The following is a 14,114-nucleotide window of genomic DNA, read 5'->3' as shown; positions in this document are numbered from 1 at the left end:
GGTCCAGGTCGTCCAGGAGCCGGCAGCCCCGTGCAGCAGGACCGTCGCCGTGTCGCTGCCCGTGCGGCGGCCTGGCCAGCGTCGGAGGGAACGTCGGCAGCGGGACGATCTCGATTAATGTCTGGGTCCTGAGGGTGTTCGGTCATGAGGTGCTCCTTCCAAGCGATGCCAGCTTCGCGCCCGAACCTGAACGAATCCTCCGCCCAAGCTGAGAGCATTCAATGACGAAGCCGTGATGTTGCTTGGGGTGGCAGCCCAGCGACCGGGGTCGGCCGGATCGGCGCAGCAATCCTCGCCTGCGAACCGGTCCCGTGAGCCACCGACACGGGGGATGTCGTAGTTTGGAGTCATGCACGGCTCCCCCGAGACAGTTCCGACCGCGGCCATTCCGGGCGCCTGGCGCCGGACGGCCCGTGGTGCCGGCCTGCTGGGCGCCGACGGCACGATCGCCGCCACCATCTTCGCCGAGATGAGCGCGCTCGCCGTCCGCACCGGCGCGATCAATCTCGGACAGGGGTTCCCGGATGAGGACGGACCCATCGAGGTTCTCGACGCCGCCAGACAGGCCATCACGGACGGGGTCAACCAGTACCCGCCTGGCCGCGGCTTCCCCGTGCTTCTCGACGCGATCGCCCGCCACCAGCAGCGTTTCTACGGCCTCAGTGTCGACCAGGAGACCGAGGTCCTCGTGACCGCGGGGGCGACAGAGGCGCTCGCTGCGACGATCCTCGCCCTGATCGAGCCCGGCGACGAAGTCGTGACGTTCGAACCGTTCTATGACGCGTACGGCGGCCTCATCGCACTCGGCGGCGGCATCCATCGCACCGTGCGCCTGCGCACGCCGGACTTCCAGCCGGATCTCGACGAGCTCAGTGCGGTGATCACCGATCGCACCCGGCTCATACTCGTGAACAACCCGCACAATCCGACCGGGACCGTGTTCTCCCGCGAGACGCTCGAGTTCATCGTGCGGCTCGCCGAACAGCACAACGCGATCATCGTCACCGACGAGGTCTACGAACACCTCACTTTCGGTGTGCAGCACCTGCCCGTCGCGACGCTTCCGGGGGCTTTCGAGCGCACCGTGACGATCTCCTCCGGCGGGAAGACCTTCAACACGACCGGATGGAAGATCGGCTGGCTGACAGCACCCGCCGCGCTCGTGACGGCGATCCTCGCGGTCAAGCAGTTCCTGACCTACGTGAACGGTGCGCCGTTCCAGCCGGCGATCGCGAGGGGGCTCGATCTCCCGGACTCGTACTTCACGGGTATCGCGGCCTCGCTGCAGGGCAAGCGTGACGTCCTCGAGCGCGGCCTGGTCGCCGCGGGCTTCGCCGTGTCGCGCCCGAGCGGTTCGTATTTCATCGTGGCGGATGCCGCGCCGCTCGGATACGAGGACGGCGCTGACTTCTGTCGCGACCTTCCCGCCCTCGCCGGCGTGGTCGCCGTGCCGATCGGTGCGTTCTGCAGTCCGGAACACCGGCCGCAGTATGCCTCGCTCGTGCGCTTCGCCTTCTGCAAGAAGGTGGACCTGTTGGAGCAGGCTGCCGCACGGCTCGCTGCCCTGCGCCCGGCCGCCCGGTAGCGCGAGGCCGCCCGAACCGATTCGACGGAGATGCCGGGTTTTCGTAACCTGGGCGGCCGCAAACCGGCCCAGAAACTCAAAAAGTCCGTCGAATCGGTTCGGGCGAGTGTTACTCCGCGGCGGCGGCGGCGAGCGCCGGGTAGTCCGTGTAGCCGGCGGCCGTGCTGCCGTAGAGGGTCTGCGGGTCGAGGGCATTGAGCGGGAGGTCGTCGCGCCAGCGGTGCACGAGGTCGGGGTTGGCGATGACGGCGCGTCCCACGACGACGGCGTCTGCGACGTCATCGGCCAGGATGGCCATGGCCTCGGCCCGGGTCGTGACGGTGCCGAAGCCGGTGTTGATCAGGAGCGGTCCGCCGAAGCGGGTGCGCAGTCCCTGGATCAGGTCGCCGGTCGGGTCCTGGTGCAGCACGCTGAGGTAGGCGAGGCCGAGCGGGGCCAGCCCGTCGACCAGGGCGGTGTAGGTCGCGAGGGTCTCTGCGGCATCCGTCTCGAGCACGTCCTGGATGTTGTGCTCCGGTGAGATGCGGATCCCGACCCGGCCGGCGCCGATCGCGGCGGCAACAGCAGTCGCGACCTCGATCACGAAGCTGGCGCGGGGGGGGCGGTGCGCCGGCGAACCGCCGTGGGCATCCGTGCGCTGGTTCGAGGCCGGTGACAGGAACTCGTGCAGGAGGTAGCCGTTGGCACTGTGGATCTCGACGCCGTCGAGCCCTGCCGCGATGGCGTTCTGCGACGCGCGCACGAATTCCGCGACGATTCCGGGGAGTTCGGCCTCGGTCAGCGCGTGCGGAACGGGGTATGGCTTCTTGCCCTCCGGGGTGTGCGTCTCGCCCTCGATGGCGATCGCGCTCGGCGCGACGACGTCGAAGCCGCCGTTGACGAGGTCGTGCGAGACCCGGCCGGCGTGCATGACCTGGGCGACGATGAGGCCGCCGGCCTCATGCACGGCCGACGCGACGGAACGCCAGCCGTCGACCTGCTCGGCGGTGACGAGTCCGGGCTGGCCGGTGTAGCCCTGTCCGGCGTGGCTCGGGTAGACCCCCTCCGACACGATCAGGCCGAGGGATGCGCGCTGGCGATAGTGCTCGATGACCATCGGTCCGGGGATGCCGTCGAGGCCCGCCCTGGTGCGGGTCAGCGGCGCCATCACGAGTCGGTTCGGCAGGTGCAGGTCGCCGAGGGTCAGCGGGGAGAACAGGGTCACAGTCGCTCTTTTCGTAGTACGGAAGTTCCGCCGGGCGCGGCCGAACGGGCCGGCGCAGGGAAACGCAGGGTGCGCTGCAGACAACGGGCCCGGGCCCGGTCCTATTCCACACGCGGTCCACACCGTCGTCCGCCGCCGGGACGCCGACGCCGGGCCGGGCCGGGCTGCGAGCGGTCTCAGCCTGTCCCGACGCGGGCAAACCGATCGCCCCGCGGCGACGAATACCAGGCATGACCATCCTGGTGACACGAACTCCCGACCGCACGGCGGCGCCCGCCCCGGTGACGTCTCTCGTGCCGGCCGGGACGTCCAGGACGTCCGTGACGTCCGTGCCCGAAACTCGGCGGGATGAGTATTGCCCGTTCCCACTCTCGACAGACGCACGCGCCTTCGGCCTCACCACGAGTTCGATGCGCCTCGGCTCCGGCACGCTTGCGGTGCGTCACGGCCGCCGCACGGGCAGCGACACGGCGACGGTCCTGCTGCACGGGGCTGCCGGCTCCTGGACGACCTGGACCCCGCTCCTCTCGGCGGCGACGAACGGTGGCTCGGCGGGCTCGACGGGACGCGTTCCATCCGGCGCACTCGCCCTGACCGACCTGATCATTCCGGACCTACCCGGCTGGGGCGACAGCGAACCAGCGGATGCCTCCGGCCGGCACTCCACCCGGCCCGCCCCGGGCATCACGACCGTCGCGGCCGCGATCGCCGAAACCGTCCGTGCACTCGGCTACGAGCGCTGGCACGTCGTCGGGCACTCGCTCGGCGGTTTCCTCGCCCTCGAACTGGCCGCACTCGAACCTGCCGCAACCGTGTCGGTCTCCCTCGTCTCTGCGACGACGTTCTCGGTGGTGGACAGCGTGCGGCATCCGATCACCAGGTTCACCCTGCTGCCCGGGTACACGGCCCTGCTCGGCGTCATGCGCGCCCTCGCGGTCGCCGAGCCCGCCGGCCGCGGCCTCGTGCGCTGGCTCAACAGGGTGGGTGTGCTGCGCGGGCTCACCGCGCCGCTGTTCAGCCGGGTCGACGCCGTACCGGCGAGCGTGATCTCGGCCCTCGCGACGGAAGTCCGTCCGCGGGCCTTCGTCGAGGCATCCGCCCTCGCCGGAGCCCATGACCCGGAACGGTCCTGGGCCCGCATCACCTGCCCGGTGCGCGCGATCCAGAGCGACGCGGACATCTTCGTCGCCGATTCGGACCGCGCCCGGCTCTCCGCCGTCATTCCCGGGTTCGTTTCGCGAACGATCGCGGGCACGGGCCACTTCGCCCACATCGAGAAGCCCTTCGCCGCCCTCGAAGCCCTCGAAGCCCTGAGCAGCCTCCGCGAGAGTACACTTTCGGCCCCTAAACCGATGGTTTAAGGGCCGAAAGTGTACTCTCGCGGGCACGCCGGGCGGAGCGGGGACGTGAACGATCAGTTGTGCGGGATGCCGATCGTGAGGCCGCCGTCGATGACGAACTCTGCGCCGGTCGAGTAGCTCGACTCGTCGCTCGCGAGGTACAGCACCAGGCTCGATACTTCCTCGGGCTTGGCGCCACGGCGCAACGGGATCTCAACCATGTCGACGTCGAGGGACTTCGTCATGGCCGTCTCGATGAAGCCGGGGTGGATCGAGTTCACGCGGATGCCGAGGGGCGCCACGTCGAGCGCGACCGACTTCGTGATGCCGCGCACGCCGAACTTCGACGCGACGTAGGCGTGCAGGCCCGCGCTGCCGAGGAGGCCCTCGACCGATGAGACGTTGACGATCGAGCCGCCGCCGCGGCGTGAGAGCGCAGGGATGGCGGCCCGCATGCCGAGGAACGTACCGGTGAGGTTGATCTCGATGGTGCGGGTCCAGACGTCGATCGGGAAGCTCTCGATCGGCGCGGCGCTCGCGATTCCGGCGTTGTTGACGAGGATGTCCAGCCCGCCGAAGGTTTCCACAGCAAACAGGACAGCTGCAGACCAGTCGTCTGCGTCGGTGACGTTGAGGTGCACGTAGCGTGCGGACGGGCCGAGCTCGGTCGCCATGGCCTCGCCCTCGGTGTCGAGGAGGTCTCCGATGACCACCTGCGCTCCCTCCGCGATCAGCCGCCGCGCGTGTGATGCTCCCATTCCGCGGGCACCGCCACTGATCAGTGCCACTTTGCCTTGAACGCGACCCATGATGGCCACCTTTCTCTTCGGGTTCAATGAATCTGTACTCTACTCAAAAATGAGCGTACTCCGTTATATTGGAATCAGCTGATTGAATCTACGATTGAGAAAACCCCGTGGCACCGTCCCGGGAAGCAGCCGACCCAGAGTGAGGATCCCCGTGCGCCGACCAGACGAAGGCACGACACCGGCCGCCGGTGCCGCCGCCGGTGCCGCCGCCGTTGCCGACGCCGACGCCGCCAGTGCCACTCCTGGCCGCCGCGAACGCAACAAGCGTGACAAGCAGGGCCGCATCCTCGCGGCCGCCGAGGATCTCTTCGCCGAGCGCGGCTACGCGCTCGTCACGACCCAGGACATCGCCGATCGCGCGGATGTCGCGGCGGGGACGCTCTTCCGGTACGCGAGCTCGAAGCCCGAGCTCCTCCTGATGGTCTTCAACAACGAGTGGCGCAGGGCCCTGACCGGAACCCGGCACGATCCAACGAAGGCGGACGCATCCCTCGCCCCGACGGACGCGATCATGGCCCTCCTCCTCCCCCTGCTGACCTCCGCCGCGCGCCACCCGGAGAACACCGCCTATTACCAGCGCGAGATCCTGTGCGGCGAGCCCACCGGGACCTACCGCGCCGAGGCCCTCGAGCTCGTCGACGGGCTCGAGGCCACCATCGCGACCGTGCTCAGCGGCTACGGGACGGAGACCCCCGGAGAATCGGAGCGGCTCCGGCGGGGGGTGGACCCGGCGCTTGCGGCACGCAGTATCTTCTCGCTGCTCCACCTCGCCCTGATCCGATGCGGGCTGGGACGGGAGCCGATGGAGAGCCTGCCGGACTCGCTCCGCACCGAGATCGACCTCGTGCTGCACGGCATCGTCGAGCAGGTGCCGGCCGCGACCGCCGAGGCCTGACGATTCCCTTGTATTGACCGGGAATTACGACCACACTTAAAGTGCGAACCCAGCGGATGCCCCACAAGGGCGGTCTGCTGTTCGCGCGAGAGTTCACCGACTGAAAGCGGCGCCCCATGGGTTCGTTGACGTATGACCGGGTCACCGTCGAATTCGACGACCGGATCCTCGCGCACCTGCAAATCGTGATCGTGCAGAAGTTACGCCGCGGCGAGAGTTTCCTGTTGTCCTGGCGGAACGCCGCAGAGGCAGGAGACGGTCGCAGTTCCGCCTGGCTGCACCCGGCCATCCCGCTGTACTTCAAGTTCTCCGGCGGCCAGCCGCCGACCATCAATCCGCTGTGGCTCGCCCAGCTCACCCGCTCGGCGAACAGCTCCCAGGGACTCGTCGCCACGGGAGAGGAGCGGGCGATGTCCGAGCAGGACCACGTGATGCGCAAGGAACCCGGTTTCCGTTCCCGGGCGGCAGCGGCCTCCCAGGACACGATCGCGACCGAGGGCTGAGGCTCCCCGGCGGCTAGACCTCGACGATCCCGAAGCGCCGGAGCCGGAGTGCGGGGTTGACCGCACGCACCTGCCCGAGGCGAGCCGAGGTGAGCCAGGCGAGGCCGACATCCGTCGTCTCGCCGATCGTGACCAGTTCGACCCCCATCGGGTCGACGATCATGCTCGTGCCGACGCCGATCGGCGGGGCGTGGTCGGCGGCGGCGACATAAACAGTGTTCTCGATCGCGCGCGCGGTCAGGAGGGTGCGCCACTGCTGCTCCTTGAGCGGGCCCCGCACCCATTCGGCGGGCACGAGCACGAGCTCGGCACCCGCGTCGACGAGTCGCCGGGTGACCTCGGGAAAGCGGATGTCGTAACAGGTCTGCAACCCCACCCGCAGCCCTCCGACCGAGAAGGTCTGCGGCGGCTCGATCGCGCCGGGCAGCACCCAGTCGGATTCGCGCTCGCCGAATGCGTCGTAGAGGTGCAGCTTGCGGTAGCGGGCGAGGAGCTCGCCCGTCGGCCCGACGCTCACGATGGTGTTGAAGAATCGTCCGGCACCGACGGCCTCCTCGAGCATGCCCGCGACGATGACGAGGCCGAGGCCTTCGGCGAGCGCCGCGAGCGCCGTCACGAACGGCCCGTCGATCGGCTCGGCGGCCGCGACGAACGCGGGCCCGAGGGTCGGCTCGAAGAACGCGGAATACTCGGGGAACACGACGAGCTGCGCGCCGCGGTCGACCGCGATGCCGGCCAGGCGGGCGACCTCGGCGAGGTTCGCCTCCCGGTCGGCCCCTGGGACGAACTGGGCGACGGCGACACCGACGGCCGTCGGGTCGACAGGCACCGTCCGGGCGGGCGCTGGCGTGGCAGGCGGGGTTTCGACCATGGCGTCAGCCTAGCCACGAGGGCGGCGCGATTGGAGCGGAACCCTCAGACTGGTCACGCTCCGCACCGGGAACGTGCCAGCATGAAGAGGTAGCGGCGTACGAGCAAAAGGGGCGGGCATGACGAAGATCCTGGTCGTGGAAGACGACGAACAAATGGGCGCGCTGATCGAACGCGGACTCGAGGCAGAGGGCTACGAGATCGTCAGGGTCGGGAACGGGATGGATGCCCTGATCGCGATCAACAACAACGAATTCGACCTTGCGGCCATCGACGTGATGTTGCCGCAGATGACCGGGTTCGAGATCTGTCGGCGCATCCGCGACTCCGGCAACACCATGCCGGTCCTGCTCCTGACCGCCAGGGACACCGTCGACGACCGGGTCTTCGGGCTCGACAGCGGCGCGGACGACTACCTCACCAAGCCCTTCGCCTTCCTCGAGCTCACCGCCCGGGTGCGCGCCCTGCTCAGACGCCAGTCGATGGCAACACCGCTGAGCCTCGAACTCGGCAACCTCGCCATCGATTCCCGGGACCTCAAGGTGACCGTGGCCGGCCGGTCCGTCTCGATGAGCCCCAAGGAAGTCGCGCTGCTCCGCCTGCTGTGCAGCCGGGCGGGGACGACCGTCGACCGCACGACGATCCTCGAAGAGATCTGGAACGGCACCGAACACATCGACCCGAACATCGTCGACCAGTACATCAGCTACCTGCGGCGCAAGATCGACTCTGCGGCGGCCGGGATGCGGATCGTGACCGTACGCGGCTCCGGGTATGCCGTGGAACTCGTCGAGTGAGCGGAGCACGTCCATGAGGTTGCCAGGGCTGTCGATCCGGGCCCGCATCACCGTCGGCAGTCTCGTGATCGCCGCTGTCCTGTTCAGCGGTGCAGCGGTGTTCTTCCGCGGCGAGGTCCAGGCGATCCTGATCGAGACGACGACGACACTGCTGCACAGCGACGCTGCCCCGATCGTGACGGACCTGATCCGCAACCCGACAGAACCCATCGACGGCCCGAGCGAGGGCCAGCTCATCGCGATCGTCGGTCCGGACGGCCAGATCTCCAAGTCCTCGCTGCCGATGGCGCTGCGGAAACGCGTGAGTGAGCTCGCGACGATCGGCGAGACGCCGCAGACGATCGACGCGGGCAACGCCAGGTACCTTGTCGCCGCGACGACGGCCGTGACCAACCAGGGCAACTGGGTCGTCATCACGGCGCGGAACGAGGAGGCACTCGGCTTGCTGCTCGACGAACTGGGCCGGGTGCTCATCATGGGCACCGTGCTGCTGACCGTGGGATTCGGCCTCGCCTCGTGGCTGCTCACCGGCGCGGCCCTCCGCCCGGTGAACCGGCTGCGCAAGGAGGCGGAGAGCCTGAGCACGACCGGGTCGTCCGCGCAACTGCTCGTCCCGGCGGGCAGGGACGAGGTCAGCCGCCTCGCGGTCACGCTCAATGACTTCATCTCCCGGCTGCGCCGCAGTCTCGACAGGGAGAAGCAGGTGGTGTCGGATGCGAGCCACGAGTTGCGCACTCCCCTCGCCGTGCTCAAGGCGCAGCTCGAGCTCGCGCATCTCAATTCCGGCGACGCTCCGGCCCTCGAGGCGGACATCGACGACGCCTCCCGCACCGTGGACCGCCTCTCCCGGCTCGCGACGAACCTGCTGGAACTGTCCAAGCTCGAGAGCCAGCAGGCCCGGCCGGAGTGCGGCTGGGAGAACCTGATCGCCGAGATCTCGGCCTCGGTCGACCGCGCAAGGGTGGTTCGCAACGGGGAGGATCTCGACGTCGACTACGAGATCGAGGGCGAGGATCCGACCGGCCGCTATGCGATCTCGGTGACCAACGTCGGGCAGCTCATCGACAATCTCATCTCGAACGCCATCAACGCCATGGGCGGCCGCGGCGCCGTGACCGTCACGCTCCGCAGCCTCGCAGAGGGTGCCATGCTGAGCGTCGTGGACACGGGGCCCGGCATGCCGGAATCGTTCATCCCGGTGGCCTTCGACCGGTTCTCCCGGCCGGAACAGTCCCGCGCGAGCGGCTCGATCGGGTCGGGGCTCGGCCTCGCGATCGTGCACGCCATCGTGACGCGGGCGAAGGGAACCATCAGCCTGCGCAACACGGGGACGGGCCTGGCCATCGACATCCGTCTGCCGCGCAGCACCCGCACCGGACAGGGCCCGCGGGCCTGACGACAGCGCCAAACTGAGAGCCTTCGCAGGCGCCCGACACCGGGTCGTCGGGAAACCCCCGACCGGGTGGCATAACGTAATGGGGTGACTTATCTGCCCGTGACCCATGATCCAGAGCTGCGCCCGCAGCGGCGATCCTGGCCCACCCACCGGCAGCTGGCCCCGCTGTACGTCGGTGTTCTCGGCCTGTTGATCTCCGCCGCGGCGGCCTGGAACCCGTCCTATTGGGGCGATGAAGCCGCGAGCGTGATGTCCGCGGAGCGTTCGTTGCCCTCCCTGTTCCGGATGCTCGGCACGATCGATGCCGTTCATGGCACCTATTACCTGATGCTGCACTTCTGGATCGACCTCTTCGGTGCGTCCGAGTTCTCCACCAGGCTCCCGAGCGCGATTGCGATCGGTGTCGCAACGGCGGGAACGTTCGTCCTCGCCCGAATGCTGACCGAGGCCAGGGTCGCCTGGATCGCAGCCCTCGTCTTCGCGGTACTTCCCCGGGTGACGTACATGGGCGCAGAGGCGCGATCGACGGCGCTCGCGACGGCTATCGCCGTGTGGCTCGTCGTGCTGCTCGTGCATCTGGTCCGCGCAGGGACGGCGAGCCGGTCGACCCAGAGCTGGCTCTGGATCGGCTTCACCGCGCTCTTCGCCCTCGGAATCTATGTCTTCCTCTACGTCGCGCTTCTCGTCCCCGTACTCGGGATCGCGGTGTTCCTGCTCGCGCCCGATCGGGCCCGGCGACGCGGACAGCTGATGGCCTGGTCGGGCGCGACCGTCGTCGGTCTCATCATCGCTTCCCCGGTCCTGTTCGCGGGCGTCAGCCAGAAGGACCAGCTCTCGTTCATCGGGCGGCGAGCCCAGACGGGCGTGCTCGACGCGGCCGTCAACCAGTGGTTCGGCAACGTGCCCGCGGCGGTCATCGCCTGGGCTCTGATCCTGCTTGCGGTCGTTCTCGCCTGGTTCAGTCGCGGAAGGGTGCGCGCCCTCGAGCGGAACAGGGCAGCGTTGGGCGTGATGCTCGCCTGGATGCTCGTGCCGAGTGCGGCTCTGCTGATCGGCACGCATGTCGTCACGCCGATGTACTCGCTACGGTACCTCTCCATCTGCACGCCGGCCGCAGCAATCGCGCTCGGGATCGCCGTGGCCTGGATCAGGCCCCGCTGGGCCGGGATCGCGGCACTCGTACTGCTCGTCGTCGCCGTGGTGCCGAGTTACGTCGACCAGCGCGGCCCGTACGCCAAGAACGCCGGGAGCGACTGGCGCCAGGCCGCATCCATCGTCCAGGCCGGTGCGCACCCCGGAGACGCGATCGTGTTCGACGAGAGCGTGCGGCCCTCACGGAAGCCGCGGCTCGCGCTGCACCTGTACCCCGCATCCTTCACCGGGCTGCGCGACGTGACCCTCGACACGGCCTATGGGGACACCGGATCGCTCTGGGACACCACCCGGCCGCTCACGAGCGTCCTGGATTCACTCGCGGGCACCGATACGGTATGGCTGGTGCAGTATTCGGGCAGCAGTGAGGAAAAAGCGGGCACCGACCTGCACACGCTGCAAGACCTGGGATTTTCCGTCGCCTCAACGGCCACGGTCGTACACACAACAATCACCGAACTGACAAGGTAGTTTTCATGGCACAGACACTGGTCATCATCCCGACCTACAACGAACGCGAGAACATCAATCCGATCGTGGCCAGGGTGCGCGCGAGCGTCCCGGCCGCGGACATCCTCGTCGTCGACGACGCCTCCCCCGATGGCACCGGCCAGCTCGCCGATGCCATCGCCGCAGCGGACTCCCAGGTGCACGTCCTGCACCGCACGAAGAAGAACGGCCTCGGAGCGGCCTACCTCGAGGCTTTCGGCTGGGGCCTGTCCCGCGGCTACGACGAGCTCGTGCAGCTCGATTCGGACGGTTCGCACCAGCCTGAGCAGCTCCCCGACCTGCTGGCGGCGGCGAAGACCGCCGACGTCGTGATGGGATCGCGCTGGGTTCCTGGCGGAGCCGTGCAGAACTGGCCGTGGCACCGCCGCGCGCTGTCCCGCGGTGGATCGACATACTCACGCCTCGTGCTCCGGCTCCGCCAGCACGACGTCACAGGCGGCTACCGCGTCTACACGGCGCATGCCCTCGAACGCATGGACCTCGCGAGCGTCGAGAGCCTGGGCTATTGCTTCCAGATCGACATGCTGCTCACGAGCGTGCGGGCCGGCCTGACCGTCGTCGAAGTGCCGATCACCTTCGTCGAGCGTGTGCTCGGCTCATCCAAGATGAGCGGAAGCATCGTCGTCGAAGCGATGGCCCGCGTCACCCTGTGGGGCCTCACGGGCAAGGGCGCCCGTCGGTCCGTCGTTGCCGCCGCCAAGAACTGAGCCGCGCGTTCCGAATTCAGGAGTCGAGCCATCTTGACGCCGGAAACCGGCCGATCAACCGGTTCAGACCAGTCCTACTCCTGAATTCGGAACAGGAACGAAGTCGGGGGCGACTTCGGGTCAGAATGACTATATGATGGGTTCACCCAGTTAGAGTCATACTGACCTTTACCTAGTGGATGCCCCCATGAGCGCTCAAGCCGCTGTCGCACTCGCCGTGTCGACCGTGATCTTCGCCCTGCGCTCCGACGCGGAATCCGACTTCAAGACGCTGTGGCTCCCCCTGGTCCGCCGCACCAGGGACCCATACCTCGACCAGTGGGCGTTGCCGGGCGGCGGGCTGCCCGGCGACGAGGAACTCGCCGCGGCCGCCGCCCGTACCCTGCACGAGACAACCGGCCTCGCGCCCAGGTACCTCGAGCAGCTCTATACCTTCGGCGATCCGGGCCGCTCTGCCGGCGGCCGCGTGGTGTCCGTCGTCTACTGGGCCCTCGTCGAGTCCGGTGAGGCCGACCTCGCCGTCGTCGGCGACAACGTGCGCTGGTTCGCCGCAGACCGCCTGCCGCGGCTCGCCTTCGACCACAACCGGATCGTCGAGTACGCCCTCTGGCGGCTGCGGACCAAGGTCGAGTATTCCCGGATCGCCCACGCCTTCCTCGGCGAGACCTTCACGCTCTCCCAGTTGCGCGACGTGCATGAGGCCGTGCTGCAGAAGTCCCTCGACCCGGCCAATTTCCGTCGCACGATCGAGGCATCCGGTTCCATCGTCGACACCGGCGAACGCGTCGCGGGCACCCGGCACCGTCCGCCCCGTCTCTACCGGTACAACGACTCCGGACGACAGGGCGAACCGGATCCTTTCGGGCCGGAACCCGCGACCGCCGCCATCCCCACCACGAACTGAATCACCGTGTACAACGCTTTTTGTGAAAATCGAGGAGTTACAGCATGACCATCGCATCGGTCGACCGCACCATTCGTCTGATCAGCACGGGCACCGCGCCCGGAAGCACCTGCAGCCCGCAGCTGGCCGCAGGCCCCTGGGAATTCGACTCCGGCACCCCCGGCTACGGCCCAGGGTCCTCGATGGGCGATGTGCTCCCGACCGGGTCCCCGCGCCAGGGTGCCCTGCCCGAGCGCTACCGGACCGCCTCCGCAGAGGAACTCGACGCGCGCATCCGCTCGGCCAAGGCCACCCTCGGCGACCGGGTCGTGATTCTCGGGCACTTCTACCAGCGCTCGGAGGTCCTCGAGCACGCCGACTTCGTCGGTGACTCCTTCCAGCTCGCGCAGGCGACGAAGAGCCGCCCCGATGCCGAGGCGATCGTCTTCTGCGGCGTGCACTTCATGGCCGAGACCGCAGACCTCCTCTCCGGGCCCGACCAGGCGGTCATCCTGCCCAACCTCGCCGCCGGGTGTTCGATGGCGGACATGGCCGACATCGACTCGGTCACCGACTGCTGGGAACAGCTCGAAGAACTCTATGGAACCGAGGCGGATGCCTCCGGCCGGGTCCCGGTGATCCCGGTCACGTATATGAATTCCTCGGCGGCCCTCAAAGCGTTCTGCGGCGCCAACGGCGGCATCGTCTGCACCTCCTCGAACGCCGAGACCGTGCTGAAGTGGGCCTTCGAACGCGGCCAGCGGGTGCTCTTCTTCCCCGACCAGCACCTCGGCCGCAACACCGCGAAGGCGATGGGCGTCCCGCTCGAGCGGATGCCGATGTGGAACCCGCGCAAGCCACTCGGCGGCAGCACCGGGACCGAACTCGACGCCGCCCAGGTCATCCTGTGGCACGGATTCTGCAGTGTGCACAAGCGCTTCACCGTCGACCAGATCACCACCGCCCGTGCAGAGCACCCCGGGGTGCGTGTCATCGTGCACCCGGAGTGCCCGATGGCGGTCGTCGACGCCGCCGACGAATACGGCTCCACCGACTACATCAAGAAGGCCATCGAGGCCGCCCCTGCCGGGTCGACCTTCGCGATCGGCACCGAGATCAACCTCGTGCAGCGCCTCGCGGCTGAGCACCCCGAGCACACCATCTTCTGCCTCGACCCCGTCGTCTGCCCGTGCTCGACGATGTACCGCATCCACTCCGGCTATCTCGCCTGGGTGCTCGAAGCCCTCGTCGGCGATGCCGGGCAGCCGCCCGCCGTGCTCAACCGCATCGAGGTCCCCGCTACCGACGCGACGAACGCCAGGGTCGCCCTCGAGCGGATGCTTGCCGCGCGTCCTCCCGTCGGCGCACCGGTGAGCGGAGCACGCGCGTGACGCCCGCAGCACCGATCGCACCCGTCGCACCATCGCTCCGGATCCTCGTGATCGGGAGCGGCCTCGCCGGAC

Annotated in this window: 13 protein-coding genes; 10 read left to right on the top strand and 3 right to left on the bottom strand. The window is 68.5% G+C overall.

Annotation, left to right across the window (positions count from 1 at the left end):
• Window positions 1–349: 349 nt before the first annotated feature.
• Window positions 350–1,585 carry an aminotransferase class I/II-fold pyridoxal phosphate-dependent enzyme gene (locus tag QN345_RS08520; RefSeq protein WP_134445829.1) on the top strand — a complete coding sequence of 412 codons (1,236 nt, stop codon included), beginning with the start codon at window positions 350–352 and terminating at the stop codon, window positions 1,583–1,585.
• A 109-nt stretch (window positions 1,586–1,694) separates the two neighbouring features.
• On the opposite strand, the gene QN345_RS08515 is transcribed toward QN345_RS08520, so the two are convergent.
• Window positions 1,695–2,789: an alkene reductase gene (locus QN345_RS08515; protein WP_323508569.1), complete on the bottom strand. Its 1,095-nt coding sequence runs from the start codon at window positions 2,787–2,789 to the stop codon at window positions 1,695–1,697.
• Between the two features lie 230 nt (window positions 2,790–3,019).
• Between QN345_RS08515 and QN345_RS08510 the strand changes: the two genes are divergently transcribed.
• Complete coding sequence (locus QN345_RS08510; RefSeq protein ID WP_322135440.1) at window positions 3,020–4,150, top strand: alpha/beta hydrolase; 1,131 nt, start codon at window positions 3,020–3,022, stop codon at window positions 4,148–4,150.
• Between the two features lie 53 nt (window positions 4,151–4,203).
• Here the strand turns inward: QN345_RS08510 and QN345_RS08505 are convergent, their stop codons facing one another.
• Window positions 4,204–4,938 carry a glucose 1-dehydrogenase gene (locus QN345_RS08505; protein ID WP_134445832.1) on the bottom strand — a complete coding sequence of 245 codons (735 nt, stop codon included), beginning with the start codon at window positions 4,936–4,938 and terminating at the stop codon, window positions 4,204–4,206.
• Between the two features lie 151 nt (window positions 4,939–5,089).
• Here QN345_RS08505 and QN345_RS08500 point away from each other — a divergent pair, with 151 nt between their 5' ends.
• A complete protein-coding gene (locus tag QN345_RS08500) occupies window positions 5,090–5,833 on the top strand; it encodes a helix-turn-helix domain-containing protein (RefSeq protein ID WP_322188164.1) in 744 nt (247 codons plus the stop codon).
• Window positions 5,834–5,949: 116 nt separating this feature from the next.
• The gene (locus QN345_RS08495; protein WP_241975386.1) at window positions 5,950–6,336 is read left to right on the top strand and encodes an ATP-dependent DNA ligase; all 387 of its coding nucleotides are present in this window, start codon (window positions 5,950–5,952) and stop codon (window positions 6,334–6,336) included.
• A 13-nt stretch (window positions 6,337–6,349) separates the two neighbouring features.
• On the opposite strand, the gene QN345_RS08490 is transcribed toward QN345_RS08495, so the two are convergent.
• Entirely contained in the window at window positions 6,350–7,207 is an 858-nt protein-coding gene (locus QN345_RS08490) for a carbon-nitrogen hydrolase family protein (RefSeq protein WP_134559469.1), read from the bottom strand.
• A 118-nt stretch (window positions 7,208–7,325) separates the two neighbouring features.
• On the opposite strand from QN345_RS08490, the gene QN345_RS08485 reads away from it, so the two are divergent.
• The 6 genes from QN345_RS08485 (at window position 7,326) to nadA (ending at window position 14,042) form a co-directional block, all read left to right on the top strand.
• Window positions 7,326–8,003: a response regulator transcription factor gene (locus tag QN345_RS08485; RefSeq protein WP_134445835.1), complete on the top strand. Its 678-nt coding sequence runs from the start codon at window positions 7,326–7,328 to the stop codon at window positions 8,001–8,003.
• A 13-nt stretch (window positions 8,004–8,016) separates the two neighbouring features.
• Window positions 8,017–9,399, top strand: coding sequence for a HAMP domain-containing sensor histidine kinase (locus tag QN345_RS08480; RefSeq protein WP_322188166.1), 1,383 nt, complete (start codon window positions 8,017–8,019; stop codon window positions 9,397–9,399).
• 84 nt (window positions 9,400–9,483) lie between these two features.
• Window positions 9,484–11,022, top strand: coding sequence for a glycosyltransferase family 39 protein (locus QN345_RS08475; RefSeq protein ID WP_322135438.1), 1,539 nt, complete (start codon window positions 9,484–9,486; stop codon window positions 11,020–11,022).
• 5 nt (window positions 11,023–11,027) lie between these two features.
• On the top strand, window positions 11,028–11,768 hold the full coding sequence (locus QN345_RS08470) for a polyprenol monophosphomannose synthase (protein WP_134559474.1): 741 nt from the start codon (window positions 11,028–11,030) through the stop codon (window positions 11,766–11,768).
• 187 nt (window positions 11,769–11,955) lie between these two features.
• Window positions 11,956–12,672 carry an NUDIX hydrolase gene (locus QN345_RS08465; RefSeq protein ID WP_134445839.1) on the top strand — a complete coding sequence of 239 codons (717 nt, stop codon included), beginning with the start codon at window positions 11,956–11,958 and terminating at the stop codon, window positions 12,670–12,672.
• 44 nt (window positions 12,673–12,716) lie between these two features.
• A complete protein-coding gene (gene nadA, locus QN345_RS08460) occupies window positions 12,717–14,042 on the top strand; it encodes a quinolinate synthase NadA (protein ID WP_322135437.1) in 1,326 nt (441 codons plus the stop codon).
• The last annotated feature ends 72 nt before the right edge of the window (window positions 14,043–14,114 follow it).

Source organism: Cryobacterium sp. 10I1, assembly GCF_035019805.1.
GTDB classification, from domain to species: Bacteria; Actinomycetota; Actinomycetes; order Actinomycetales; family Microbacteriaceae; genus Cryobacterium; species Cryobacterium glucosi.
This window is presented reverse-complemented; position numbering and strand designations above follow the sequence as displayed.

Bases quoted from the DNA above. Each gene is read 5' to 3' on its own strand.
- QN345_RS08495 (WP_241975386.1), top strand. From the start codon at position 5,950: ATGGGTTCGTTGACGTATGACCGGGTCACCGTCGAATTCGACGACCGG.
- QN345_RS08470 (WP_134559474.1), top strand. From the start codon at position 11,028: ATGGCACAGACACTGGTCATCATCCCGACCTACAACGAACGCGAGAAC.
- QN345_RS08480 (WP_322188166.1), top strand. From the start codon at position 8,017: ATGAGGTTGCCAGGGCTGTCGATCCGGGCCCGCATCACCGTCGGCAGT.
- QN345_RS08510 (WP_322135440.1), top strand. From the start codon at position 3,020: ATGACCATCCTGGTGACACGAACTCCCGACCGCACGGCGGCGCCCGCC.
- QN345_RS08520 (WP_134445829.1), top strand. From the start codon at position 350: ATGCACGGCTCCCCCGAGACAGTTCCGACCGCGGCCATTCCGGGCGCC.
- QN345_RS08490 (WP_134559469.1), bottom strand. From the start codon at position 7,207: ATGGTCGAAACCCCGCCTGCCACGCCAGCGCCCGCCCGGACGGTGCCT.
- QN345_RS08485 (WP_134445835.1), top strand. From the start codon at position 7,326: ATGACGAAGATCCTGGTCGTGGAAGACGACGAACAAATGGGCGCGCTG.
- nadA (WP_322135437.1), top strand. From the start codon at position 12,717: ATGACCATCGCATCGGTCGACCGCACCATTCGTCTGATCAGCACGGGC.
- QN345_RS08505 (WP_134445832.1), bottom strand. From the start codon at position 4,938: ATGGGTCGCGTTCAAGGCAAAGTGGCACTGATCAGTGGCGGTGCCCGC.
- QN345_RS08465 (WP_134445839.1), top strand. From the start codon at position 11,956: ATGAGCGCTCAAGCCGCTGTCGCACTCGCCGTGTCGACCGTGATCTTC.